The sequence below is a fragment of the Enterobacter sp. 148H3 genome, from assembly GCF_034107425.1.
Classification (GTDB): Bacteria; Pseudomonadota; Gammaproteobacteria; order Enterobacterales; family Enterobacteriaceae; genus Enterobacter; species Enterobacter vonholyi.
The window spans coordinates 55,755-81,694 of record NZ_JAWNEI010000017.1 but is presented as its reverse complement, the minus strand read 5'-3'; the positions used below and the strand labels follow the sequence as shown (position 1 = coordinate 81,694).

24 protein-coding genes and 2 tRNA genes are annotated in these 25,940 nt (G+C 55.3%); 19 read left to right on the top strand and 7 right to left on the bottom strand.

Translation table 11 applies throughout. The annotated features are described in order from the left end of the window. Nucleotides 1-140 precede the first annotated feature (140 nt). Nucleotides 141-217 (top strand) — tRNA-Asp (locus tag USH94_RS19975). Between the two features lie 53 nt (nt 218-270). After that, nucleotides 271-346: transfer RNA gene (locus USH94_RS19970), tRNA-Trp, on the top strand. A 98-nt stretch (nt 347-444) separates the two neighbouring features. On the opposite strand, the gene hdfR is transcribed toward USH94_RS19970, so the two are convergent. Next, nucleotides 445-1,266 carry an HTH-type transcriptional regulator HdfR gene (gene hdfR / locus USH94_RS19965; protein WP_111963500.1) on the bottom strand — a complete coding sequence of 274 codons (822 nt, stop codon included), beginning with the start codon at nt 1,264-1,266 and terminating at the stop codon, nt 445-447. Between the two features lie 118 nt (nt 1,267-1,384). On the opposite strand from hdfR, the gene USH94_RS19960 reads away from it, so the two are divergent. Then, nucleotides 1,385-1,723, top strand: coding sequence for a DUF413 domain-containing protein (locus USH94_RS19960; protein ID WP_008501577.1), 339 nt, complete (start codon nt 1,385-1,387; stop codon nt 1,721-1,723). A 30-nt stretch (nt 1,724-1,753) separates the two neighbouring features. Here USH94_RS19960 and USH94_RS19955 read toward each other — a convergent pair whose 3' ends face one another. Further along, nucleotides 1,754-3,274, bottom strand: a complete 1,521-nt coding sequence (locus tag USH94_RS19955) for a YifB family Mg chelatase-like AAA ATPase (protein WP_111963501.1) — start codon at nt 3,272-3,274, stop codon at nt 1,754-1,756. Nucleotides 3,275-3,615: 341 nt separating this feature from the next. Here USH94_RS19955 and ilvL point away from each other — a divergent pair, with 341 nt between their 5' ends. The 7 genes from ilvL to ilvA all read left to right on the top strand — a co-directional run bounded on the left by ilvL (nt 3,616) and on the right by ilvA (nt 10,166). Further along, nucleotides 3,616-3,714, top strand: a complete 99-nt coding sequence (ilvL, locus tag USH94_RS19950) for an ilv operon leader peptide (RefSeq protein ID WP_001311244.1) — start codon at nt 3,616-3,618, stop codon at nt 3,712-3,714. Nucleotides 3,715-3,800: 86 nt separating this feature from the next. Next, on the top strand, nt 3,801-3,851 hold the full coding sequence (gene ilvX / locus USH94_RS19945) for a peptide IlvX (RefSeq protein WP_166792073.1): 51 nt from the start codon (nt 3,801-3,803) through the stop codon (nt 3,849-3,851). Nucleotides 3,852-3,853: 2 nt separating this feature from the next. After that, entirely contained in the window at nt 3,854-5,500 is a 1,647-nt protein-coding gene (gene ilvG, locus USH94_RS19940; RefSeq protein ID WP_111963503.1) for an acetolactate synthase 2 catalytic subunit, read from the top strand. Beyond that, entirely contained in the window at nt 5,497-5,760 is a 264-nt protein-coding gene (gene ilvM, locus USH94_RS19935) for an acetolactate synthase 2 small subunit (protein WP_024907956.1), read from the top strand. Before ilvG ends, ilvM begins: the two co-directional genes overlap by 4 nt. 18 nt (nt 5,761-5,778) lie before the next feature. Next, entirely contained in the window at nt 5,779-6,708 is a 930-nt protein-coding gene (ilvE, locus tag USH94_RS19930; RefSeq protein WP_023309654.1) for a branched-chain-amino-acid transaminase, read from the top strand. Between the two features lie 60 nt (nt 6,709-6,768). Then, nucleotides 6,769-8,619, top strand: coding sequence for a dihydroxy-acid dehydratase (gene ilvD, locus USH94_RS19925; protein WP_111963504.1), 1,851 nt, complete (start codon nt 6,769-6,771; stop codon nt 8,617-8,619). Nucleotides 8,620-8,621: 2 nt separating this feature from the next. Beyond that, the gene (gene ilvA / locus USH94_RS19920; RefSeq protein WP_039267211.1) at nt 8,622-10,166 is read left to right on the top strand and encodes a threonine ammonia-lyase, biosynthetic; all 1,545 of its coding nucleotides are present in this window, start codon (nt 8,622-8,624) and stop codon (nt 10,164-10,166) included. On the opposite strand, the gene ilvY is transcribed toward ilvA, so the two are convergent. Next, a complete protein-coding gene (gene ilvY / locus USH94_RS19915; protein WP_111963506.1) occupies nt 10,163-11,053 on the bottom strand; it encodes an HTH-type transcriptional activator IlvY in 891 nt (296 codons plus the stop codon). The genes ilvA and ilvY overlap by 4 nt on opposite strands. Nucleotides 11,054-11,205: 152 nt before the next feature. Here ilvY and ilvC point away from each other — a divergent pair, with 152 nt between their 5' ends. Then, entirely contained in the window at nt 11,206-12,681 is a 1,476-nt protein-coding gene (gene ilvC, locus USH94_RS19910; RefSeq protein WP_021242831.1) for a ketol-acid reductoisomerase, read from the top strand. A 93-nt stretch (nt 12,682-12,774) separates the two neighbouring features. Here the strand turns inward: ilvC and ppiC (USH94_RS19905) are convergent, their stop codons facing one another. Both ppiC (USH94_RS19905) and ppiC (USH94_RS19900) read right to left on the bottom strand, forming a co-directional pair. Beyond that, nucleotides 12,775-13,056, bottom strand: a complete 282-nt coding sequence (gene ppiC / locus USH94_RS19905; protein WP_023309650.1) for a peptidylprolyl isomerase PpiC — start codon at nt 13,054-13,056, stop codon at nt 12,775-12,777. Between the two features lie 50 nt (nt 13,057-13,106). Further along, the gene (gene ppiC / locus USH94_RS19900) at nt 13,107-13,388 is read right to left on the bottom strand and encodes a peptidylprolyl isomerase PpiC (RefSeq protein ID WP_004886860.1); all 282 of its coding nucleotides are present in this window, start codon (nt 13,386-13,388) and stop codon (nt 13,107-13,109) included. A 112-nt stretch (nt 13,389-13,500) separates the two neighbouring features. On the opposite strand from ppiC (USH94_RS19900), the gene rep reads away from it, so the two are divergent. After that, the gene (gene rep, locus USH94_RS19895; protein ID WP_111963508.1) at nt 13,501-15,525 is read left to right on the top strand and encodes a DNA helicase Rep; all 2,025 of its coding nucleotides are present in this window, start codon (nt 13,501-13,503) and stop codon (nt 15,523-15,525) included. A 50-nt stretch (nt 15,526-15,575) separates the two neighbouring features. On the opposite strand, the gene gppA is transcribed toward rep, so the two are convergent. Both gppA and rhlB read right to left on the bottom strand, forming a co-directional pair. Then, nucleotides 15,576-17,060: a guanosine-5'-triphosphate,3'-diphosphate diphosphatase gene (gene gppA, locus USH94_RS19890; RefSeq protein WP_111963510.1), complete on the bottom strand. Its 1,485-nt coding sequence runs from the start codon at nt 17,058-17,060 to the stop codon at nt 15,576-15,578. Nucleotides 17,061-17,066: 6 nt separating this feature from the next. Continuing rightward, on the bottom strand, nt 17,067-18,335 hold the full coding sequence (rhlB, locus tag USH94_RS19885; protein ID WP_111963512.1) for an ATP-dependent RNA helicase RhlB: 1,269 nt from the start codon (nt 18,333-18,335) through the stop codon (nt 17,067-17,069). A 144-nt stretch (nt 18,336-18,479) separates the two neighbouring features. Here rhlB and trxA point away from each other — a divergent pair, with 144 nt between their 5' ends. From trxA to rffC, 7 genes are all read left to right on the top strand, one after another. Beyond that, the gene (gene trxA / locus USH94_RS19880) at nt 18,480-18,809 is read left to right on the top strand and encodes a thioredoxin TrxA (protein WP_006179218.1); all 330 of its coding nucleotides are present in this window, start codon (nt 18,480-18,482) and stop codon (nt 18,807-18,809) included. A gap of 345 nt (nt 18,810-19,154) precedes the next feature. Then, on the top strand, nt 19,155-20,414 hold the full coding sequence (rho, locus tag USH94_RS19875) for a transcription termination factor Rho (RefSeq protein ID WP_008501566.1): 1,260 nt from the start codon (nt 19,155-19,157) through the stop codon (nt 20,412-20,414). 242 nt (nt 20,415-20,656) lie between these two features. Beyond that, entirely contained in the window at nt 20,657-21,760 is a 1,104-nt protein-coding gene (gene wecA, locus USH94_RS19870; protein ID WP_111963514.1) for a UDP-N-acetylglucosamine--undecaprenyl-phosphate N-acetylglucosaminephosphotransferase, read from the top strand. A 13-nt stretch (nt 21,761-21,773) separates the two neighbouring features. Then, nucleotides 21,774-22,820, top strand: a complete 1,047-nt coding sequence (wzzE, locus tag USH94_RS19865) for an ECA polysaccharide chain length modulation protein (RefSeq protein WP_111963515.1) — start codon at nt 21,774-21,776, stop codon at nt 22,818-22,820. Nucleotides 22,821-22,876: 56 nt separating this feature from the next. Beyond that, nucleotides 22,877-24,007 (top strand): non-hydrolyzing UDP-N-acetylglucosamine 2-epimerase, encoded by a 1,131-nt coding sequence (gene wecB / locus USH94_RS19860; RefSeq protein ID WP_111963516.1) that lies wholly within the window; start codon nt 22,877-22,879, stop codon nt 24,005-24,007. Further along, the gene (wecC, locus tag USH94_RS19855; RefSeq protein WP_111963517.1) at nt 24,004-25,266 is read left to right on the top strand and encodes a UDP-N-acetyl-D-mannosamine dehydrogenase; all 1,263 of its coding nucleotides are present in this window, start codon (nt 24,004-24,006) and stop codon (nt 25,264-25,266) included. Before wecB ends, wecC begins: the two co-directional genes overlap by 4 nt. Next, nucleotides 25,263-25,940: a dTDP-4-amino-4,6-dideoxy-D-galactose acyltransferase gene (gene rffC, locus USH94_RS19850; RefSeq protein WP_111963518.1), complete on the top strand. Its 678-nt coding sequence runs from the start codon at nt 25,263-25,265 to the stop codon at nt 25,938-25,940. Before wecC ends, rffC begins: the two co-directional genes overlap by 4 nt.

Genomic DNA, 25,940 nt, shown 5'->3' with positions numbered 1-25,940 from the left:
CCCCATGCCGAACTCAGAAGTGAAACGCCGTAGCGCCGATGGTAGTGTGGGGTCTCCCCATGTGAGAGTAGGGAACTGCCAGGCATCAAATTAAGTAGTAAGCCGGTGCATTAATCCGGTGGTTACAAGCAGTCTTCGGTGGAGCGGTAGTTCAGTCGGTTAGAATACCTGCCTGTCACGCAGGGGGTCGCGGGTTCGAGTCCCGTCCGTTCCGCCACTTATTAAGACATTAAGCCTGCCTTACTGGCAGGCTTAATGGCAAAAAACTTTAGGGGCGTAGCTCAGTTGGTAGAGCACCGGTCTCCAAAACCGGGTGTCGCGAGTTCGAGTCTCTCCGCCCCTGCCATATATAATCCTTTGCTTCGGCAAAGGATTTTTTTTGCCTGAAATCCTGCAAAAACGTCTCTTCTTACTATTCAGCCAGCATTCCTGCTGGCTGATGTATCAGTCCATTACATTGATTTTTAACAGATCTTTTATCTGTGCTTGCTTATCACTGTTTTGCAGCCAAATCGCATACAGCGGTCTGGTAAGCGTGGTGGAATCCATCACCGTATGCAGCCCCGCTTTAGCGTCTGCCCAGCGAACAGGTAACCAGGTACAACCTCTCAGCAAGGGCAGTTGCTGGCAGGCGATCTCCGCAGAGCTGGTTGTTAACTGTGGAACATCATCAGGTGCAATCAATCCAGTCTCATGCTGCTGAAAATCTGGCCCCCATTCCAGGCGCAAATAGGTCAGGTCTGCCTTCATCATCAAAGGCTCAGAGGCATAAAGCGCCAGACCAAACTGGCCTACAATCTGGCTGCTAAATTCGTCCATCTTGGGGGCTTCAGTTGTGATCAGAAGATCAAGCTGACGCTCATGAAGTTGCTTAACCAGCGACTGCCGTTGCGCAATTCTCGCTTCAAATTGCAGGTGGCCGTGTGAATGATACAGCCGGGTAAGCCACTGACTTAGCATACATTCCCACAGAGAAGCGCTGGCCCCAATCGAGAACTCATTATGCCTCGAAGTATGCGCCACCTCTTTACGTGCTGCCTGCCAGGTATTCATGAGCGTTTCTGCGTACGGCAGCAGTTTTTCGCCGGCGGGCGTGAGGCGGATATTGTTGCGATGGCGGGTAAAAAGATTCACACCCAGTTGATTTTCCAGCTGTCGAATACGAAAACTGACTGCTGACTGCGTCAGGTAAAGGGCTTCAGCTGCTCGCCCAAAGTGGCGTGTTCTGCTCACTTCAAGGAAAGTTTTAAGCAATTCCGTATCCACATCTTTCTCCGCAAAATTATTTGTCGTTATGATTTAAATGTTTTGTTTTACACTCTGTCAAGCGTAACTAATACTCCGCGCCATAAATAGCTCGGCCAAAGAATTAGGAGCGTGTAGGATGGCGGAAAGCTTTACGACGACTAATCGTTTTTTCGACAATAAACATTATCCGCGCGGGTTCTCTCGTCACGGCGATTTCACCATCAAAGAAGCTCAACTGCTTGAGCGCCATGGTTATGCCTTTAACGAGCTGGATCTGGGTAAGCGTGAACCTGCAACCGAAGACGAAAAACAGTTTGTTTCTGTTTGCCGTGGTGAGCGTGAGCCTCAGTCTGAAGCGGAACGTGTGTGGATCAAGTATATGGCACGCATTAAGCGTCCAAAGCGCTTCCATACGCTGTCTGGCGGTAAGCCGCAGATGGAAGGTGCAGAAGACTACACCGAGTCTGATGACTAAGGTGATAAGAAGGGGCTATGGCCCCTTTTTTTATGCCAGCAACTTCTGCAGGTGCAGCAGCAAACGATCGATAGCGCGATAACTCAGCGCCTCCTGCAAGTGTTTCCTCTCAATGTCAGTACATCCCTCCACGTCAGCAATGGTTCTGGCCACTTTTAGCAAACGTTGCCACGCACGTATAGACAGCCCAAAGCGCGTCAACGTCTCCTCCAGCCATCCTGCATCTTCACTGTTAAGCGAACAAAACTGCCGGATCCCGGCATTATCCAGCCGCGCATTTAGCCTGTTCTGACGAGCATACTGCCGCGTCTGGGCCGCAATCACCCGCTCGCGTACATCCGCTGAGCTTTCACCCGTAATACCCGTCTGCCTGAGCAGACCCGGCGGAGGAAGGGGGATTTCGAGGGATAAATCGAAACGGTCGAGGAACGGGCCGGATAACTTACCCAGATAGCGCAACGTTTGCTCCGGCGTACAGCGGTTATGGTTGCCCTGGTAGTGGCCCGTCGGGCTGGGATTCATCGCCGCGACCAGCTGAAACTGCGCGGGATAGCTTATTTTGGCCCGCGTGCGCGAGATATGTATTTCGCCAGATTCAATAGGTTCTCTCAGTGCATCCAGCACGCGGCGCTCAAACTCGGGCAGCTCATCGAGAAATAGAATTCCATTATGGGCCAGTGAGATTTCTCCCGGCCCGGGGATAGACCCGCCGCCGACCATTGCCGTCAGTGAAGCGCTATGATGCGGGGAACGAAAAGGGCGACGGCGCCACTGTTTTTGCAACGATGCAGAACTGATGAGGCTATATATGGCAGCGCTTTCCAGCGCTTCATGATTATTGAGCGGTGGAAGCAATCCACTCAACCTGCTCGCCAGCATCGTTTTCCCCGTACCTGGTGGACCAATCAACAGAAGATTGTGCCCACCTGCGGCCGTAATCTCCAGCGCCCGTTTCCCTTGCTCCTGCCCCATAATCTCGCTGAGATCCTCCGGGACGTCGTTTATAACATCGTCACACTCCTCTGGCTCGGACAGTTCATGTCGTCCTTCCAGCCAGGCACAAACTTCCTGTAAATGTCCCGCGATGAGGCATCCTTTCTCGGCGATAAGACTCACTTCTGATGCGTTTTCATTTGCGACAATGATTTGCCGCCCGGCACGTATGGCCTCCAGCGCTCCTGATATCGCACCGGGAACGCCTCTTAACGCGCCTGTGAGCGCGAGTTCACCCACGAACTCGTACGAGCCTAGCCTTGTCGTATTAAGCTGCTCAGAAGCCGCGAGAAGGGCAATTGCGATAGGCAAATCGTATCGTCCCCCCTCTTTAGGCAGATCGGCGGGAGCAAGGTTGATGGTGATCTTCTTCGCAGGGAAGGTATAACCGCTATTTATTATTGCGCTGCGAACGCGATCCCTGGCCTCTTTAACCGTCGTTTCAGGTAAACCGACAAGCGTGAGTCCGGGTAGCCCATTACTCAAATGAACCTCAACGGAAACAAGCGGTGCCTTTACCCCGAGAGCCGCACGCGTATAAACAACTGACAGTGACATTTGCACTACCTCCTGGGGTGACTATGCCAGCGCCTTTTTTGTCTGTTTAGCGTCATTTTGCTGATTTACGCCGCCTGTTCAGGGATTTTAAGCGCACGCTGAAACAATTGCATAACCGTGGAAGCTTCCTCGCAGAATGTAAAAAGCCCCGTTTTGACGTTAAGAACTGCAGTAAAAAAATGAAAAATATTCATTTTCTAATTTCTTTATATAAAACAAAGATTTTAAGAAATATGATTCGCTGCCTAATCAAATCCGTCATAAATAAATCTTGTGTTTGATTTAAAAACTGTGATAACTCTTTAGGTATTCCTTCGAACAAGATGCAAAAAGAACTGAAAATGACAGCCCTTCTACGAGTGATTAGCCTGGTCGTGATTAGCGTGGTGGTGATTATTATCCCACCGTGCGGGGCTGCACTTGGACGAGGAAAGGCTTAGAAATCAAGCCTTAACGAACTAAGACCCCCGCACCGAAAGGTCCGGGGGTTTTTTTATGACTAAAAAACGTAAATGAGGAGCAGAGAATGACGACTAGCACAAAATTCTGTTTCTCCCGATTTATGACGGGGAACTAACTATGAATGGGGCACAGTGGGTAGTACATGCGTTGCGCGCGCAGGGAGTCGAGACAGTATTCGGTTATCCAGGTGGCGCAATTATGCCGATTTACGATGCACTGTATGACGGCGGCGTGGAACATCTCTTGTGCCGACACGAGCAGGGCGCAGTGATGGCGGCCATTGGCTACGCCCGCGCGACCGGCAAAACCGGCGTGTGTATGGCGACGTCAGGCCCGGGCGCAACTAACCTCATCACCGGCCTGGCTGACGCGCTGCTGGACTCTGTTCCCGTTGTTGCCATCACCGGGCAGGTGGCGTCTCCGTTCATCGGTACCGATGCTTTCCAGGAAGTCGACGTCCTTGGTTTATCGCTGGCCTGCACCAAACACAGCTTCCTCGTCCAGTCTCTGGAAGAGCTGCCGCGCGTAATGGCAGAAGCGTTCGAAGTGGCCAGCTCAGGCCGTCCCGGTCCGGTTCTGGTTGATATCCCGAAAGATATCCAGGTGGCACTCGGCGATCTGGAACCGCACTTCTCTACCGTTGAAAGCGACGATGCGTTTCCGGAAGCGGAAGTTGAAGAGGCCCGTCAGATGCTGGCGCAGGCGAAACAGCCGATGCTGTACGTCGGCGGTGGCGTCGGGATGGCGCAGGCCGTTCCCGCCCTGCGTGAATTTATCGCGGTAACGCAAATACCTGCCACCTGCACGCTGAAAGGGTTGGGTGCGGTAGATGCAGACTATCCGTACTATCTGGGCATGCTGGGGATGCACGGCACCAAAGCGGCAAACCTGGCGGTGCAGGAGTGCGATCTGCTCATCGCCGTAGGTGCCCGTTTTGACGACCGCGTCACCGGCAAGCTGAATACCTTTGCGCCGAACGCTAAAGTTATCCATATGGATATCGACCCGGCGGAGATGAACAAGCTGCGTCAGGCGCACGTTGCGCTGCAGGGCGATCTCAACGCGCTGTTACCGGCATTGCAGAAGCCGCTGGATATCAACGCATGGCGTCAGCACACCGCCGATATGCGCGCCGAGCACGCATGGCGTTACGATCACCCCGGCGAGGCCATCTACGCGCCGCTGCTGTTGAAGCAGTTGTCGGATCGCAAACCTGCTGATAGCGTCGTCACCACCGACGTCGGCCAGCACCAGATGTGGTCCGCGCAGCATATGACCTACACCCGCCCGGAAAATTTCATCACCTCCAGCGGGTTAGGGACGATGGGCTTCGGTCTGCCAGCAGCCGTTGGCGCGCAGGTCGCCCGCCCGAACGATACCGTTATCTGTATCTCCGGTGACGGCTCCTTCATGATGAACGTTCAGGAGCTCGGCACTGTTAAACGCAAGCAGTTGCCGCTGAAAATCGTCTTGCTCGACAACCAGCGTTTAGGGATGGTTCGCCAGTGGCAACAGCTGTTCTTCCAGGAGCGCTACAGCGAAACGACTCTCACCGATAACCCCGATTTCCTCACCCTGGCCAGCGCCTTTGGCATCCCTGGCCAGCACATCACCCGTAAAGATCAGGTTGAAGCGGCGCTCGACACCATGCTGAACAGCGATGGGCCTTACCTGCTTCATGTCTCAATCGATGAACTCGAGAACGTCTGGCCGCTGGTACCGCCTGGTGCCAGTAACTCACAAATGATGGAGAAATTATCATGATGCAGCATCAGGTCGCCGTACAGGCTCGCTTCAACCCGGAAACTTTAGAACGCGTTTTGCGTGTGGTGCGTCATCGTGGTTTTCAGATTTGCTCTATGAATATGGAGACAGCCACTGACGCCCGGAATATCAGTATCGAATTAACCGTTGCCAGCCCGCGGTCGGTCGACTTACTGTTTAGTCAGTTATCAAAGCTGGTAGACGTTGCCCATGTTGCCATCTGCCAGAGCACAACCACATCACAACAAATCCGCGCTTAAGCGTGACAGGACGAAAAAATGACGACAAAAAAAGCTGATTACATTTGGTTCAACGGTGAGATGGTTCGCTGGGAGGACGCGAAGGTCCACGTGATGTCACACGCGCTGCATTACGGTACCTCCGTGTTTGAAGGCATCCGCTGCTACGATTCTCACAAAGGGCCAGTGGTGTTCCGCCATCGCGAACACATGCAGCGTCTGCATGACTCAGCCAAAATTTATCGTTTCCCGGTATCTCAGAGCGTTGATGAGCTGATGGAAGCCTGCCGCGACGTGATCCGTAAGAACAACCTCACCAGCGCCTATATTCGTCCGCTGGTCTTCGTGGGTGACGTCGGTATGGGCGTGAACCCGCCGGCCGGCTATACCACTGATGTGATCATTGCCGCGTTCCCGTGGGGTGCTTACCTGGGTGCTGAAGCCCTGGAGCAGGGGATCGACGCAATGGTCTCTTCCTGGAACCGCGTTGCGCCAAATACCATCCCGACCGCCGCGAAAGCGGGCGGTAATTACCTTTCTTCCCTGCTGGTTGGTAGCGAAGCGCGCCGTCACGGTTACCAGGAAGGTATCGCGCTCGATGTGAATGGCTACATCTCCGAAGGCGCAGGTGAAAACCTGTTTGAAGTGAAAGACGGAATTCTGTTTACGCCGCCATTCACCTCCTCCGCGCTGCCGGGCATCACCCGTGACGCCATCATCAAGCTGGCGAAAGACCTGGGTATCGAAGTGCGCGAGCAGGTGCTGTCCCGCGAATCCCTGTACCTGGCCGATGAAGTGTTTATGTCCGGTACCGCGGCTGAAATCACCCCGGTGCGCAGCGTAGACGGTATTCAGGTGGGCGAAGGCCGCTGTGGCCCGGTCACCAAACGCATTCAGCAAGCGTTCTTTGGCCTCTTCACCGGCGAAACAGAAGATAAATACGGCTGGTTGGATCAGGTTAATCACTAAGCATAAATTTGGGACGGCACGCACCGTCCCATTACATAGTCAGACGGGAGTCAATAAAGCATGCCTAAGTATCGTTCAGCCACCACCACCCACGGCCGCAACATGGCGGGTGCCCGCGCGCTGTGGCGCGCCACTGGAATGACCGACGCCGATTTCGGTAAGCCGATTATCGCCGTGGTGAACTCCTTCACCCAGTTCGTACCGGGCCACGTGCACTTGCGCGATCTGGGTAAACTGGTAGCCGAGCAAATCGAAGCCTCCGGCGGCGTGGCGAAAGAGTTCAACACCATTGCGGTCGATGACGGTATCGCGATGGGTCACGGGGGCATGCTCTATTCACTGCCGTCGCGCGAGCTCATCGCCGACTCCGTAGAGTACATGGTTAACGCCCACTGCGCCGATGCCATGGTCTGTATCTCCAACTGCGACAAAATCACCCCGGGGATGCTGATGGCTTCCCTGCGTCTGAATATTCCGGTGATCTTCGTCTCCGGTGGCCCAATGGAAGCGGGGAAAACCAAGCTCTCTGACAAAATCATCAAGCTCGACCTGGTCGATGCGATGATCCAGGGCGCGGACCCGAAAGTCTCTGACGAGCAGAGCGATCAGGTGGAACGCTCCGCGTGTCCGACCTGCGGCTCCTGTTCCGGTATGTTCACGGCGAACTCCATGAACTGCCTGACCGAAGCGCTGGGCCTGTCTCAGCCGGGCAACGGCTCGCTGCTGGCGACCCACGCCGACCGTAAGCAGCTGTTCCTCAACGCCGGTAAGCGCATCGTTGAGCTGACCAAACGCTACTACGAGCAGGACGACGCCAGCGCTCTGCCGCGCAACATTGCCAGTAAAGCCGCGTTCGAAAACGCCATGACGCTGGATATCGCCATGGGCGGCTCTACCAACACCGTTCTGCACCTGCTGGCCGCCGCGCAGGAAGCCGAAATCGACTTCACCATGAGCGATATCGACAAGCTGTCCCGCAAAGTGCCGCAGCTGTGTAAAGTCGCACCAAGTACCCAGAAGTACCATATGGAAGACGTGCACCGTGCCGGTGGTGTAATCGGTATTTTGGGCGAGCTGGATCGCGCCGGGCTGCTGAACCGTGACGTGAAAAACGTGCTCGGGCTGACGCTGCCGGAATCGCTGGACCAGTTCGACGTGATGCTGACCAAAGACGACGCGGTGAAAAAAATGTTCCGCGCCGGTCCTGCCGGTATTCGTACCACGCAGGCCTTCTCCCAGGATTGCCGCTGGGACACGCTGGACGATGATCGCGCCGAAGGCTGCATCCGCTCGCTGGAACACGCCTACAGCAAAGACGGCGGTCTGGCCGTGCTGTACGGAAACTTTGCGGAAAACGGCTGCATCGTGAAAACCGCAGGCGTGGACGACAGCATCCAGAAATTCACCGGTCCGGCGAAGGTGTACGAAAGCCAGGATGAAGCGGTAGACGCCATCCTTGGCGGTAAAGTGGTTGAAGGCGACGTGGTTGTCATTCGCTACGAAGGGCCGAAAGGCGGTCCGGGCATGCAGGAGATGCTCTACCCAACCACTTTCCTGAAATCGATGGGCCTCGGTAAAGCCTGCGCGCTGATCACCGACGGGCGTTTCTCCGGCGGCACTTCCGGCCTCTCTATCGGCCACGTTTCCCCGGAAGCGGCAAGCGGCGGCAACATTGCCATCATCGAAGACGGCGATCTGATCGAAATCGACATTCCGAATCGCGGCATTCAGCTCAAGCTGAGCGACCAGGAGATCGCAGCCCGTCGTGAAGCGCAGGAAGCGCGCGGCGACAAAGCCTGGACGCCGAAAGATCGCCAGCGCGAAGTCTCCTTTGCCCTGCGCGCCTACGCGAGCCTTGCCACCAGTGCAGATAAAGGCGCTGTACGCGATAAATCGAAACTCGGGGGCTAACGATGGCCGAGTCACAACCCTTATCCGCCGCCCCTGAGGGGGCGGAATATCTCAGGGCGGTGCTGCGCGCACCGGTCTATGAAGCCGTGCAGGTCACGCCCCTGCAGAAAATGGAAAAACTCTCCTCGCGCCTCGACAACGTCATTCTGGTGAAGCGCGAAGACCGCCAGCCGGTGCACAGCTTCAAGCTGCGCGGTGCCTACGCGATGATGGCCGGACTGACCGATGAGCAAAAGGCGCGCGGCGTGATTACCGCGTCGGCGGGCAACCACGCGCAGGGCGTGGCGTTCTCGTCTGCTCGTCTGGGACTGAAAGCGCTGATCGTGATGCCGGTTGCTACCGCAGACATCAAAGTCGACGCGGTGCGCGGTTTCGGCGGTGAAGTATTACTCCACGGGGCTAACTTTGACGAAGCAAAAGCCAAAGCGATTGAGCTGGCGCAGCAGCAGGGTTTCACCTGGGTGCCGCCGTTCGACCACCCGATGGTGATTGCCGGGCAGGGCACGCTGGCGCTGGAGCTGCTGCAGCAGGATGCCCATCTCGACCGCGTCTTTGTTCCGGTGGGCGGCGGTGGCTTAGCCGCAGGCGTGGCGGTGCTGATCAAACAGCTGATGCCGCAGATCAAAGTCATTGCCGTGGAAGCGGAAGATTCTGCCTGCCTGAAAGCGGCGCTGGATGCCGGGCATCCGGTAGACCTGCCGCGCGTCGGGCTGTTTGCCGAGGGCGTGGCGGTGAAGCGTATTGGCGACGAAACCTTCCGCCTGTGCCGGGAATATCTCGACGATATCGTCACGGTGGATAGCGATGCGATCTGCGCGGCGATGAAGGATCTCTTCGAAGACGTTCGTGCGGTGGCGGAACCGTCCGGCGCTCTGGCGCTGGCGGGCATGAAAAAATACATCGCGCAGCACAACATTCGCGGCGAGCGTCTGGCGCACGTGCTTTCTGGTGCCAACGTGAACTTCCACGGTCTGCGCTACGTGTCCGAGCGCTGCGAGCTGGGCGAACAGCGGGAAGCGCTGCTGGCGGTGACGATTCCGGAAGAGAAGGGCAGCTTCCTGAAATTTTGTCAGCTGCTGGGCGGCCGTTCGGTGACGGAGTTTAACTACCGTTTTGCCGATGCCAAAGACGCCTGCATTTTTGTCGGCGTGCGTCTGAGCCGTGGCGTGGAGGAGCGTAAAGAGATCCTTAACCTGCTGCATGAAGGCGGCTATAGCGTAGTCGATCTCTCCGACGATGAGATGGCGAAGCTGCACGTGCGCTACATGGTCGGCGGGCGTCCATCGAAGCCGCTCAGGGAACGCCTGTTCAGCTTTGAGTTCCCGGAATCGCCGGGCGCGCTGCTCAAGTTCCTGCACACGCTGGGCACGCACTGGAACATCTCCCTTTTCCACTACCGCAGCCACGGTACCGACTACGGCCGCGTGCTGGCGGCGTTTGAACTGGGCGAGCACGAGCCGGATTTCGAAACGCGGCTGAACGAGCTGGGCTATGAGTGTCACGACGAAACCCATAACCCGGCGTTCAGGTTCTTCCTGGCAGGTTAGTGATTCGGCAATATCGTCCAGAACGCATCAATAAGCGGCTCATGCAGCCGCTTTTTTTGTGCGCACACGCCAAGCTCAAACGGCGTTTTCTCATCGCTGCGCTCCAGAATCATCACGCGATTGCGCACCGGTTCCGGGCTATTTTCCAGCACCACCTCCGGCAGCAGCGCCACGCCGCAGCCGAGCGCCACCATCGACACCATCGCCTCATGGCCGCTGACCGTGGCGTAAATCGACGGATTGCTGATTTTCTGGCGGCGGAACCACAGCTCAATACGACGGCGCACCGGCCCCTGATCGGCCATGATAAACGGTACCGTGGACCAGTCCGGTTTTTCCACCGACACCTGGTTACGCACCGGGCAGGGCAGGGCCGGGGCAATGAGTACCACCGCCAGATTCTCCAGCATGGAGAATGCCACCGCGCCCGGCAGGGTTTCAGGTTTCCCAGCAATGGCGAGATCCGCTTCGCCCGTCACCACTTTTTCCATTGCGTCGGAGGCATCGCCGGTGGTGAGCTTAATTTCAACCGACGGATGCGCCGCGCGGAAGCGGTCAAGGATGGGTGGCAGATGGCTGTAGGCGGCGGTCACGGAGCAAAAAATATGCAGCTCGCCGGAAAGTGACGGCCCCTGCTGGTCAATCGAGTGCCGCAGCTGCTGGTACTGCAGCAGCGTCTGCTGGGCAAAAATGCGTAGCTCTTCGCCCGCTTCCGTGAGGGTGACGGTGCGGTTGTCGCGCACGAACAGGGGCTGGCCGAGGTCTTCCTCAAGGCGCTGGATCTGGCGTGAAAGCGTGGAGGGGCTAACGTGCATCGCCCGGGCGCTGCGGCCAAAATGACGGCTTTCCGTCAGGTGCAGGAACATTTTCAGATCGCGTAAATCCACCGATTCCACTCCCTCTTTTTACATTGCAAAAATTGCAACATGACGTTGTGAATATATCAATTTCCGCAATAAATTTCCTGTTGTAATGTGGGTACATTCTCGCTGAAACGCGAACCGAACAATAAGACACACAACATCACGAGGTATCACCCATGGCTAACTACTTTAATACACTGAACTTGCGCCAGCAGCTGGCGCAGCTGGGCAAATGCCGCTTCATGGCGCGCGACGAATTTGCCGATGGCGCGAGCTACCTTCAGGGTAAAAAAGTGGTCATCGTCGGCTGTGGCGCACAGGGTCTGAACCAGGGCCTGAATATGCGTGACTCCGGTCTGGATATCTCCTACGCCCTGCGCAAAGAAGCGATTGCCGAGAAGCGTGCTTCCTGGCGCAAAGCGACCGAAAACGGCTTCAAAGTGGGTACCTACGAAGAGCTGATCCCGCAGGCGGATCTGGTAGTTAACCTGACCCCGGACAAGCAGCACTCAGACGTTGTGCGTTCCGTACAGCCGCTGATGAAAGACGGCGCGGCTCTGGGTTACTCCCACGGCTTCAACATCGTTGAAGTGGGCGAGCAGATCCGTAAAGACATCACCGTGGTGATGGTTGCACCGAAGTGCCCGGGTACCGAAGTTCGTGAAGAGTACAAGCGTGGCTTCGGCGTGCCGACCCTGATCGCGGTTCACCCGGAAAACGATCCGAAAGGCGAAGGCATGGCGATTGCCAAAGCATGGGCAGCGGCGACCGGCGGTCACCGTGCGGGCGTGCTGGAATCGTCCTTCGTTGCCGAAGTGAAATCTGACCTGATGGGCGAGCAGACCATTCTGTGCGGCATGCTGCAGGCCGGTTCTCTGCTGTGCTTCGATAAGCTGGTGGAAGAGGGTACCGACCCGGCATATGCGGAAAAACTGATTCAGTTCGGCTGGGAAACCATCACCGAAGCGCTGAAGCAGGGCGGTATTACGCTGATGATGGACCGTCTGTCCAACCCGGCAAAACTGCGTGCTTACGCGCTGTCTGAACAGCTGAAAACCATCATGGCACCGCTGTTCCAGAAACACATGGACGACATTATCTCCGGCGAATTCTCTTCCGGCATGATGGCGGACTGGGCGAACGACGATAAGAAACTGCTGACCTGGCGTGAAGAGACCGGTAAAACCGCGTTCGAAACCGCGCCACAGTACGAAGGTAAAATCGGCGAGCAGGAGTACTTCGATAAAGGCGTGCTGATGATCGCGATGGTGAAAGCAGGCGTTGAGCTGGCGTTCGAAACCATGGTGGATTCAGGCATCATCGAAGAATCTGCGTACTACGAATCACTGCACGAGCTGCCGCTGATTGCGAACACCATCGCCCGTAAGCGTCTGTACGAAATGAACGTGGTGATCTCTGATACCGCGGAATATGGTAACTACCTGTTCTCTTACGCCTGCGTACCGCTGCTGAAAGAGTTTATGACTACTCTGCAGACTGGCGATCTGGGTAAAGCGATTGCAGAAGGTGCCGTGGACAACGCGCAGCTGCGCGATGTGAACGAAGCCATTCGCAGCCACCAGATCGAGAAAGTGGGTCACAAACTGCGTGGCTACATGACCGATATGAAGCGCATCGCGGTAGCGGGTTAACAACAGGGGCGGGCTGATGCCCTCACCCCGCCCCTCTCCCACAGGGAGAGGGTGCAAACATTAAAGGCCTTCTCTAAGAGAAGGCCTTGCTGTTTATTTCCGGTACAGCACTTTAATGATGTGATAACCAAACTGGGTATGCAGCGGGCCGGTTGGCTCCAGCACCGGGCAGGAGAACACCACTTTATCGAACGCCGGAACCATCTGACCCTGGCGGAACTCACCCAGATCGCCGCCGCGTTTGCCTGACGGGCAGATGGAGTGCTTCTTCGCCAGCTTGCCGAAGTCGGCACCGTTTTTAATCTGCTCCAGAAGATCTAAAGCCAGTTTCTCTTCTTTAACGAGAATGTGCACTGCTGCTGCTGTTTTTGCCATGATCGTGCCTTGAATAGGTTGAAATAAATCGGGGCGCAATATACCACGCGTCAGCGGCGATAAAGCACCTTAATGATATGGTAGCCAAATTTGGTTTTTACCGGGCCGTAGGGCTTCAGAAGCGGGCAGCTAAAGACCGCCTGATCGAACGGGCCGACCATCGCACCTTGTTGAAACTCGCCGAGATCCCCACCATTGCGCCCGGAAGGGCATTTAGAGTAGCGCTTCGCCAGATGATCAAAGCTGATGCCGCGCTCCAGCTTGGCCAGGATCTCCTGGGCCAGTTTCTCTTCTTTTACCAGAATATGCAGGGCTGCTGCGGTCTTTTTCATGGTTCTGCTCTACGGGTTAAACACGATTTCTCCACTTTATCATTAGCCGGTAAATCTGCGCCCGGCTTTCTGCTACAATCCACACCCCGTTCGAAGATTGAGCAACACTCCCATGCGTTTAAACCCTGGACAACAACAAGCGGTCGAATTCGTTACTGGACCATGCCTGGTGCTGGCAGGGGCCGGTTCGGGTAAAACCCGTGTGATCACCAACAAGATCGCCCATCTGATCCGCAACTGCGGGTATCAGGCGCGACACATTGCGGCGGTCACCTTTACCAATAAAGCGGCGCGTGAGATGAAAGAGCGCGTCGGTCAGACGCTTGGCCGTAAAGAAGCGCGTGGCCTGATGATCTCCACCTTCCACACGCTGGGGCTGGATATCATCAAACGCGAGTATGCGGCGCTGGGAATGAAGTCCAACTTCTCCCTCTTCGATGACACTGACCAGGTGGCGTTGCTCAAAGAGCTCACCGAGGGGCTGATCGAAGATGACAAAGTGCTGTTGCAGCAGCTGATCTCGACGATCTCGAACTGGAAAAACGATCTGATGACCCCGGCGCAGGCCGCGGCGATCGCCAAAGGCGAACGGGATCGGATCTTCGCCCACTGCTACGGTCTGTACGATGCGCATATGAAAGCGTGCAACGTGCTGGACTTTGACGACCTGATCCTGCTGCCCACGCTGCTGCTGCAGCGCAATGAAGAGGTGCGCGAGCGCTGGCAGAATAAAATCCGCTACCTGCTGGTGGATGAATATCAGGACACTAACACCAGCCAGTACGAGCTGGTGAAGCTGCTGGTGGGGCAGCGCGCGCGTTTCACCGTGGTAGGCGACGACGACCAGTCGATTTACTCCTGGCGCGGCGCGCGCCCGCAAAACCTGGTGCTGCTGAGCAAAGATTTCCCCGCCCTACAGGTGATTAAGCTGGAGCAAAACTACCGCTCCTCCGGGCGTATTCTGAAGGCGGCAAACATCCTGATTGCCAATAACCCGCACGTATTCGAGAAGCGTCTCTTCTCCGAACTGGGCTACGGCACGGAGCTGAAAGTGCTCAGCGCCAACAATGAGGATCATGAAGCGGAGCGCGTCACGGGCGAGCTCATCGCTCACCACTTCGTCAACAAAACAGAATATAAGGATTACGCGATCCTCTATCGCGGTAACCACCAGTCGCGCGTCTTTGAAAAGATGCTGATGCAGAACCGCATTCCGTACAAAATCTCGGGCGGTACGTCGTTCTTCTCACGGCCAGAGATCAAAGACCTGCTGGCTTATCTGCGCGTGCTCACTAACCCGGATGACGACAGCGCGTTTCTGCGTATTGTGAATACGCCAAAACGCGAGATAGGCCCGGCGACGCTGCAAAAGCTCGGCGAGTGGGCGATGACCCGCAACAAAAGTATGTTTACTGCCAGCTTTGACATGGGGCTGAGCCAGACGTTAACCGGGCGTGGCTATGACTCGTTAACCCGCTTCACCCACTGGCTCGGCGAAGTACAGCGTCTCGCGGAGCGCGAGCCGGTGGCGGCAGTGCGCGATCTCATTCACGGCATCGACTATGAGTCCTGGCTGTATGAAACCTCAGCCAGCCCGAAGGCGGCTGAGATGCGCATGAAGAACGTTAACCAGCTTTTCAGCTGGATGACCGAAATGCTGGAGGGCTCTGAAATCGACGAGCCTATGACCCTGACGCAGGTCGTCACCCGCTTTACCCTGCGCGACATGATGGAGCGCGGCGAGAGCGAAGAAGAGGCCGATCAGGTTCAGCTCATGACGCTGCATGCGTCAAAAGGGCTGGAGTTCCCGTATGTCTATCTTGTTGGTATGGAAGAGGGATTGTTGCCGCACCAGAGCAGCATTGATGAAGATAACGTCGATGAGGAGCGCCGCCTGGCCTACGTGGGGATCACCCGCGCGCAGAAAGAGCTGACGTTCACGCTGTGTAAAGAGCGCCGCCAGTATGGCGAACTCGTCCGCCCGGAGCCGAGTCGTTTCCTGCTGGAACTGCCGCAGGATGACCTGATCTGGGAGCAGGAGCGCAAAGTGATTACCGCGGAAGAGCGGATGCACAAGGGGCAGGCTAACGTGGCGAACATTCGCGCCATGCTGGCTAAAGCCAAAGAGAAAGGATAATGATGAGTAGCCGGGCAAGGCGAAGCCGCCACCCGGCAATGTTCAGCGTATTACTTTACTTCCAGCACCCAGTGCACATAGCTCTGCCACTGGCACTCCTGCTCGATCATCTCGGCCCCTAACGGGTGACGTTCAATCCAGTTTTCCGGCAGCGTCAGCGAAAGCTTCTCGTCATCGGCCACAAGATTAATGGCTGGCAGCAAATCATCGCGGCGGCGGCTGGCAAACAGGATCGCCAGACGCAGCAGGCGGCAGAGATGCTCGGCCACGCGCGGCGGTACGGCGTTTTGCTGATGCAGAGAGGAGAGGTCGACTGCATTGGTCTGGTTCAGCAGCAGCGTTGCCAGCAATTTTTTCTGCGCGGGCGTGTAGCCCGGTAAATCAAGGTTGCGGACCAGATACGCTGCGTGAGCCGGTGCCTGCTTAAAATCAATGCTCAGCCCTACTTCATGTAGCGCGCACGCGCTCAGGAGTAAATCCCGGCTCAGGTGATCAAGATCCCAGACGTTAGCGACCTGATCGGCGAAGCGTGACGCCAGCTGCGATACGCGTCCTGACTGATCGATATCAACCAGAAAACGACGCTGCACGTTGCGCAGGGTACGGCTGCGGATATCCTGATCGACCGACAGATGCAGCATCCCGTAGACCAGGCCTTCACGCAGCGCACCGCCGGCCAGGGTCATACACTGGATGTTCAGCTCGGTGAAAATAGCGATAAGAATGGCCAGCCCGCTCGGGAAGACCAGCGCGCGTTCGAGCGTCAGGCCTTCAATTTCCAGCTCTTCCAGGCGTCCGCACTGAATGGCGCGCTGTTTCAACTGCTGAAGCTTAGCAAGCGTAATCCGCTCGTCCATTCCCTGCGCCATCATGATTTCCTGCAGGGCCTGCACGGTCCCGGACGCACCCACGCAGACTTTCCAGCCGTGATAGCGCAGTTCATCCATGACCGGGCGTAATACCTCGCGCGCGGCGTTTTCCGCCTCGTCGAAGTTCTCTTTACCCAGATTACGATCGGTAAAGTAGCGCTCAAGCCAGGTCACGCAGCCCATCGAGAGGCTGAACAGCGACGTTGCCTGCGCGCCGGTGCCGGTCACAAGCTCGGTACTGGCACCGCCGATATCCACCACCAGGCGGCGATCGTCACCCCCCGTGGTGTGTGCAACTCCCTGATAAATCAGACGAGCTTCTTCTTCACCGCTGATAACCTGAACCGGGCAACCGAGGATTTCCTGCGCTCTGGCAATAAAATCAACGGCGTTAACCGCCAGGCGAAGTGTCGCAGTGGCGACGACGGTGATTTGGGCATGCGGGATATCCTGCAGACGCTCGGCAAAGAGTCGCAGACACTGCCAGCCACGTTCCATGGCTTCAGGTGAGAGGTGGTTATCGCTGCTCAGGCCCGCCGCGAGGCGGACCTTGCGCTTGATGCGCGTCAGCGTTTGTATGCTTCCCGCCACCTCGCGCACAACCAGCATATGAAAACTATTCGAACCGAGATCAATTGCCGCATAAAGCGAGGTGGAGCTGAGCATATTTTCTTAACCTGAACGACGACGATTACGCGGTGCGCCGCCTGAACGACGCGGACCATTGCCGGAGCGTGGGCGGGTTAGACGCTTAGGCGGCGGCAGTTCGCTTAACAGCGCTTCCGGATTGTATTTGCTCTGCGGGATAGAGTGACCGATATAAGTCTCAATGGCTGGGAGATTCAGCGCATACTCTTCACATGCAAGGCTAATAGAGTGTCCGCTTGCGCCCGCGCGACCGGTACGACCGATACGGTGTACGTAGTCTTCGCAGTCGTCTGGCAGATCGTAGTTAAAGACATGCGTCACGGCTGGAATGTGTAAACCACGTGCCGCCACGTCGGTTGCGACCAGAATATCGAGATCGCCACGGGTGAACTCTTCCAAAATACGCAGGCGTTTTTTCTGTGCGACGTCGCCGGTCAACAGGCCAACACGGTGACCGTCTGCAGCCAGATGGCCCCAGATGTCTTCACAACGATGTTTGGTGTTCGCAAAGATGATGGCGCGATCTGGCCACTCTTCTTCGATCAGCGTTTGCAGCAGACGCATTTTCTCTTCATTGGAAGGATAGAAGAGCTCTTCTTTAATGCGGTGACCCGTTTTCTGCTCAGGTTCCACTTCTACATATTCGGCGTTGTTCATCTGTTCGAACGCCAGTTCGCGTACGCGGTATGAGAGGGTTGCAGAGAACAGCATATTCAGACGCTGATTGGCCGGAGGCATACGGCGGAACAGCCAGCGAATGTCTTTAATGAAGCCGAGATCGTACATGCGGTCAGCTTCATCGAGCACCACAACCTGGATGGCACCGAGGTTAATGTGGTTCTGTTTGGCGTAATCGATAAGACGGCCGGTGGTACCGATCAGGATATCCACACCGCTTTCGAGCACTTTCAGCTGTTTATCGTAGCCGTCGCCGCCATAGGCCAGGCCAATCTTCAGGCCCGTAGCCTGCGCCAGGGGTTCAGCGTCTGCGTGGATCTGTACCGCCAGTTCTCGCGTCGGGGCCATAATTAGCGCGCGCGGCTGGTTAACTTTGCGGTCTGCAATCGCTGGGTGAGAAAGTAAATAATGAAACGTTGACGTTAAAAACGCCATCGTTTTGCCGGTACCGGTTTGCGCCTGCCCGGCAACATCGCGACCGGCCAGCGTCAGCGGCAGCGCGAGGGCCTGAATGGGCGTGCAGTTATGAAACCCTTTATTTTCAAGGGCTTCAATCACCTTCGGGTGCAGCGCGAAGTCGGAAAACTTCTGTTCTGTTAAATGTGTTTTGCTCATAGTGTGGTAGAATATCAGCTTACTATTGCTTTACGAAAGCGTATCCGGTGAAATAAAGTCAACCTTTAGTTGGTTAATGCGACATCAACACGTCGTTGGTGGAGACAAAACCAACGTACCAGGCTTATTCCTGTGGAGTTATATATGAGCGATAAAATTATTCACCTGACTGACGACAGTTTTGACACGGACGTACTTAAGGCTGACGGGCTGATCCTCGTCGATTTCTGGGCTGAATGGTGTGGTCCTTGCAAAATGATCGCCCCGATTCTGGATGAGATCGCCGACGAATATCAGGGCAAACTGACCGTTGCCAAGCTGAACATCGACCAAAACCCGGGCACCGCACCAAAATACGGTATCCGTGGCATCCCAACCCTTCTGCTGTTCAAAAACGGCGAAGTGGCAGCAACCAAAGTGGGTGCGCTGTCCAAAGGTCAACTGAAAGAGTTCCTGGACGCTAACCTGGCGTAAGGTTTCTCCGCTGTGCGTTCAGAGCTCCCGGCTAAATGATGTGGAACTCTGGACGCCCGGCTGAAGTCGTGCTAAGTTAGCTATGACTTCGTTTTAAACATATCTTGTTGTTTGAATCTTGTTTTACCCGATACTTCCCGTTGTTGACATGAACAGTGCGTGAAGTGGCTAAATTCCGGGCTTGTCGCTCAATCCGTCTTGTCGTTTCAGTTCTGCGTTCTTTCCCTGTGACCAGACAGCGAACAGACATGAGTTGATGGCCGCTAAACAGGCATGGATGACCCTGCCATACCATTCACAACATTAAGTTCGAGAATCACCCCGAGTTTAAGAACCCACACCATTATGAATCTTACCGAATTAAAGAATACGCCGGTTTCTGAGCTGATCACTCTCGGCGAAAATATGGGGCTGGAAAACCAGGCTCGTATGCGCAAGCAGGACATCATTTTCGCCATCCTGAAGCAGCACGCTAAGAGTGGCGAAGATATCTTTGGCGACGGTGTGCTGGAGATATTGCAAGACGGATTTGGTTTCCTCCGCTCTGCAGACAGCTCCTACCTCGCCGGCCCTGACGACATCTACGTATCCCCCAGCCAAATCCGCCGTTTCAACCTCCGCACTGGTGACACCATTTCAGGTAAGATTCGTCCTCCTAAAGAGGGTGAACGCTACTTTGCGCTGTTGAAAGTCAATGAAGTTAACTTCGACAAACCGGAAAACTCGCGTAATAAGATCCTCTTTGAGAACTTAACGCCGCTGCACGCGAACTCTCGCCTGCGCATGGAGCGTGGTAACGGTTCTACTGAAGACTTAACCGCGCGTGTACTGGATCTGGCATCACCAATTGGTCGTGGCCAGCGTGGTCTGATTGTGGCGCCGCCAAAAGCGGGTAAAACCATGCTGCTGCAGAACATCGCTCAGAGCATCGCCTATAACCACCCAGACTGCGTGCTGATGGTGCTGCTGATTGACGAACGTCCGGAAGAAGTGACCGAGATGCAGCGTCTGGTTAAAGGTGAAGTGGTTGCTTCTACCTTCGACGAACCGGCATCTCGCCACGTTCAGGTTGCGGAAATGGTTATCGAGAAGGCGAAACGCCTGGTTGAGCACAAGAAAGACGTGATCATCCTGCTCGACTCCATCACTCGTCTGGCGCGTGCCTACAACACCGTGGTGCCGGCGTCCGGTAAAGTCCTGACCGGTGGTGTGGATGCTAACGCCCTGCATCGCCCAAAACGCTTCTTCGGTGCAGCACGTAACGTGGAAGAGGGCGGCAGCCTGACCATCATTGCGACGGCGCTGATCGATACCGGTTCTAAAATGGACGAAGTGATTTACGAAGAATTTAAAGGTACAGGCAACATGGAACTGCATCTTTCTCGTAAAATCGCTGAAAAACGCGTCTTCCCGGCTATCGACTACAACCGTTCCGGTACTCGTAAAGAAGAGCTGCTCACCACCCAGGAAGAGCTGCAGAAAATGTGGATCCTGCGTAAAATCATCCATCCAATGGGTGAAATCGACGCAATGGAGTTCCTCATTAACAAACTGGCGATGACCAAAACCAACGACGATTTCTTTGACATGATGAAACGCTCGTAACGCAAATAAAGCCAGCAAACGCCACGTTTTTACGTGGCGTTTTTCTTTTATGGACTATACGCTAGTACCATCTACTCCCAATTTTGACCGGTCGGTGCGACAATAGGGCCGTTTCTGCAGCCAAAGAAATAATTGATTGAAAAATATACAAAGGGAGTTGTAAGAAGCCATCTTTATTACTTCTGAGGCTGTGGCTTCATGGTTATACTTCCGGGACTAACATTTGTTGAGAGCAATCCATTGTGAATCTATTCACCGCCGTTACTGAACTGATCAGTATTTTTTTATTCACAACCTGTTTTTTGTTCATTGCGCGCAAGGTGGCAAAACGAATAGGGTTGGTGGATAAGCCTAATTTTCGTAAACGCCATCAGGGACTTATTCCTTTAGTCGGCGGGATTTCTGTTTACGCAGGGATTTGCTTCACGTTTGGTATTGCTGACTATTATATCCCGCATGCCGCCCTCTATATTGCCTGCGCCGGTGTCCTGGTGTTAGTCGGGGCTCTTGATGACCGCTTCGATATCGCGGTGAAAATACGCGCCACCGTTCAGGCGGCCATTGGCGTGGTGATGATGGTTGTCGGCGGACTGTATCTGCGTAGCCTCGGCTATGTGTTTGGCCCGTGGGAGTTAGTTCTGGGTCCATTTGGCTTCTTCCTGACGCTCTTTGCCGTCTGGGCGGCAATCAATGCTTTCAACATGGTGGACGGCATTGACGGCCTGCTCGGTGGACTGTCATCCGTTTCTTTCGCCGCTATTGGCATTATCTTATGGTTTGATGGCCAGTACAGCCTGGCAATGTGGTGTTTTGCCATGATTGCCGCCATTCTGCCTTATATCCTCTTAAACCTCGGCGTGCTGGGCCGTCGCTATAAAGTCTTTATGGGGGACGCGGGCAGTACGCTGATTGGTTTTACGGTTATCTGGATCCTGCTTGAAACCACGCAGGGTCAAACCCACCCGATAAGTCCGGTAACCGCGCTGTGGATTATTGCCATTCCATTGATGGATATGGTGGCGATTATGTATCGCCGCCTGCGCAAAGGGATGAGTCCTTTCTCTCCAGACCGCCAACACATTCATCATCTCATCATGCGTGCGGGTTTTACTTCTCGTCAGGCGTTTGTGCTGATTACTCTGGCCGCTGCTATTTTGGCCGCAATTGGCGTAGCTGCAGAATATTCTCATATCATTCCTGAGTGGGTTATGTTGGCATTATTCTTGCTAGCATTTTTCCTGTACGGCTACTGCATTAAGCGCGCATGGAAAGTAGCGCGGTTCATAAAACGTATTAAACGCCGGATGCGTCGTAACAGTGGCAAAAACACAACATTAACTAAGTAAAACCGGGACTATGATGACTCAACCGTTGGCGGGAGCGAAATCAGTGGTAACTGAGAATGAACTGGATATTCGGGGTTTGTTTCGCGTGTTATGGGCAGGCAAACTTTGGATTGCGGGGATTGCGCTGGGTTTTGCACTGTTAGCGCTGGCCTATACGTTCTTTGCAAAACAAGAATGGAGCTCCACGGCAATCACGGACAAACCAACGGTTAACATGCTTGGGGGATACTATTCCCAGCAGCAATTCCTGCGAAACCTGGATATCAAAGCCAACCTCGCCACGCCAGATCAGGTCTCCGTTATGGATGAGGCTTATAAAGAGTTTGTGATGCAACTGGCTTCGTGGGATACGCGCCGCGACTTCTGGTCTCAGACGGATTATTACAAGCAGCGTCGAGTTGATAACACTAAAGCCGATGCCGCTCTGCTGGACGATCTGATTAACAATATTCAGTTTATGCCGGGCGATGCGCTGCGTAACGTGAACGACAGCGTCAAACTGATTGCAGAAACCGCGCCGGATGCTAACAACCTGTTGCGTCAGTATGTCGCGTTTGCCAGCCAGCGTGCCGCAAGCCATCTTAACGAAGAGCTTAAAGGCGCCTGGGCGGCTCGTACAATCCAGATGAAAGCACAGGTGAAACGTCAGGAAGAGGTGGCTAAAGCCATTTTCGCTCGTCGTGTTCATAATATTGAGCAGGCGCTGAAAATTGCGGAACAGCACAATATTTCCCGCACTGAGACGGACGTGCCGGCTGATGAGCTGCCTGATTCAGAGATGTTCCTCCTTGGCCGCCCCATGCTGCAGGCGCGCCTGGAAAACCTCCAGGCCGTCGGTCCTGATTTTGACCTCGATTACGATCAAAATCGCGCGATGCTCAACACGCTTAATGTAGGTCCTTCTCTGGACCCGCGTTTTCAGACCTATCGTTATTTGCGAACGCCTGAAGAACCTGTAAAACGCGATAGTCCGCGTCGTGCATTCCTGATGATTATGTGGGGGATTGTAGGCGCACTGACGGGCGCTGGCGTGGCGTTAACGCGTCGTCGCAAAAACTAAGAACGCCGTCTACGATGAAGGCTGCGGCCTTCATCGCCTAATCGAAGAGAATCGATGTGAAAGTACTAACCGTATTTGGCACCAGGCCGGAGGCCATTAAGATGGCACCTCTGGTTCATGCGCTTGCCAGCGATCCGGATATTGAAGCAAAAGTCTGCGTCACGGCCCAGCACCGTGAGATGCTCGACCAGGTCTTAACGCTCTTTTCCATCGTCCCGGATTACGACCTCAATATTATGAAACCGGGGCAAGGTTTAACGGAGATAACCTGTCGCATTCTGCAAGAGCTTAAGCCGATCCTGGAGTCATTCAAGCCTGACGTGGTGCTGGTACACGGTGACACCACCACTACCGTGGCGACAAGCCTGGCCGCGTTTTACCAGCGAATTCCTGTGGGGCATGTTGAGGCGGGTTTGCGTACCGGCAATCTTTATTCGCCGTGGCCGGAGGAGGCCAACCGCACGTTAACGGGCCATCTGGCGATGTACCACTTTGCGCCGACGGAGAATTCTCGTCAGAACCTGCTGCGTGAAAATATCGCCGATAACAAAATCTTTGTGACCGGCAATACGGTCATTGATGCGTTAATTTGGGTGCGTGACCGCGTTCTGGCAAATAGCGATCTTCAGAAAGACCTCGCTGCCCGCTATCCATTCCTGCGCAACGGCAAAAAAACCATCCTGGTCACCGGCCACCGTCGCGAAAGCTTTGGCCGGGGTTTTGAGCAAATCTGTCACGCGCTGGCTGAAATCGCTGCGCAAAATGACGATGTGCAAATTGTCTATCCGGTCCATCTCAATCCTAACGTCAGCGAGCCGGTTAATCGCATTCTGGGCCATGTCGACAATGTTCTACTGATTGAACCGCAGGACTACATGCCGTTTGTCTGGCTAATGAATCACGCCTGGCTGATCCTCACCGATTCCGGCGGCATTCAGGAAGAAGCGCCCTCTCTCGGCAAGCCGGTACTGGTGATGCGTGAAACGACCGAACGTCCGGAAGCCGTCAAAGCCGGTACGGTGCGTCTGGTCGGCACCAACGCGCAGCTCATCGTCGAAGAGGTCACGCGCCTGCTGCATGACGATGAAGCGTATCAGGCGATGAGCCGGGCCCATAATCCGTATGGAGACGGGCAGGCTTGTGGCCGTATTTTGCATGCACTTAAACACAATCGGGTATCGCTATGAGTTTTACTACCATCTCTGTCATTGGTCTTGGCTACATTGGCTTGCCTACTGCGGCCGCGTTTGCCTCTCGTCAAAAACAGGTTGTCGGTGTGGATATTAACGCCCGCGCGGTAGAAACCATTAACCGTGGCGAAATTCATATTGTGGAACCCGATCTGGATCGTGTGGTGAAAGAGGCGGTGGAAGGAGGCTTCCTGCATGCCAGCACGACGCCCGTTGAAGCGGATGCCTATCTAATTGCAGTCCCAACCCCCTTTAAAGGCGACCACGAGCCCGACATGGCGTTCGTCGAGGCGGCGGCAAAATCAATCGCGCCTGTGCTGAAAAAAGGGGCGTTGGTAATCCTCGAGTCCACGTCTCCGGTGGGGGCGACTGAACAGATGTCGCAGTGGCTGGCAGAGGCCCGTCCAGACCTGAGCTTCCCACAGCAGGTTGGCGAGCAGGCGGATATCAACATCGCCTACTGCCCGGAGCGCGTACTCCCGGGCCAGGTCATGGTCGAACTGATTAAAAACGACCGCGTCATTGGCGGTATGACGCCAGTCTGTTCCGAACGTGCCAGCGCGCTGTATAAGATTTTCCTGGAAGGCGAGTGCGTGGTGACAAACTCCCGCACCGCCGAGATGTGCAAGCTGACGGAAAACAGCTTCCGTGACGTGAATATCGCCTTTGCGAACGAACTTTCACTCATCTGCGCCGATCAGGGAATTAACGTCTGGGAGCTGATTAGCCTGGCGAATCGCCATCCGCGTGTGAATATTCTCCAGCCAGGCCCGGGGGTGGGCGGACACTGTATTGCCGTCGACCCGTGGTTTATCGTGGCGCAGAATCCAGCGCAGGCGCGCCTGATTCGCACCGCGCGTGAAGTGAACGACAGCAAACCTCACTGGGTGCTCAATCAGGTCAAAACCACGGTAGCGGATTGTCTGGCAGAGAGCGGCAAGCGCGCCAGCGAGCTGAAAATTGCCTGTTTCGGTCTGGCATTCAAACCCAACATTGACGATCTGCGTGAAAGCCCGGCGATGGAAATTGCTGAGATGATTGCCGGATGGCACAAGGGTGAAACGCTGGTGGTTGAGCCGAATATCCATGAATTGCCGACAAAACTGGCGGGGCACTGCACGCTGACGGCGCTGGATGAAGCGCTCGCGACGGCGGACGTGCTGGTGCTGCTGGTGGATCATAAAGAGTTTAAAGCGACTTCCGGTGATGCCGTTCGTCAGCAGTATATTGTGGATACCAAAGGTGTCTGGCGTTGAACAGCCTGAAAGGGGGGCTCGAGTCCCTGCAGTGGGAGAGTGCCTTTTTTGGCCTGCCGTCGGCCATCGTGCGTCTGCGCGATAACGCGCCGGTGCTGGCTGAATCGGATTTTACCGCCTGGCAACGGGTGCAGGCGAAGATCCCTGCGGAGCGTGCCGATCTGCTTGACGCGCTCCAGCAACACGGCTTTCAGCTGGTTGAAGGCGAGGTCGATCTTTCCATTACCCTCACCCGGCACGATGCGTCAGGCGCGGAAATTGCAACGGATCAGGACATCCCCGTGCTGCGTCAGATGGCGACCCAGGCGTTTGCGCAGAGCCGCTTTCGTGCGCCCTGGTATGCACCTGACGATAGCGGGCGTTTCTATGCCCAGTGGGTAGAGAATGCGGTTAAAGGCACCTTTGACCACGTCTGCCTGGTTTTCCGTGCAGGAGACGGTCAAATCAAGGGGTTCGTCTCGCTGCGTAAGCTCAACGAGCGCGAGGCGCGTATTGGCTTATTAGCCGGGCGCGGCATGGGTGAAAAACTCATGCAGGCGGCGCTGCACTGGTCGCAACAGCAACAGCTAGTGACGCTGCGGGTAGCGACCCAACTGGGCAACACCGCGGCGCTTAAACGTTATATTGCGAGTGGTGCCAACATCGACGCCACCGCCTACTGGTTATACAGGTGA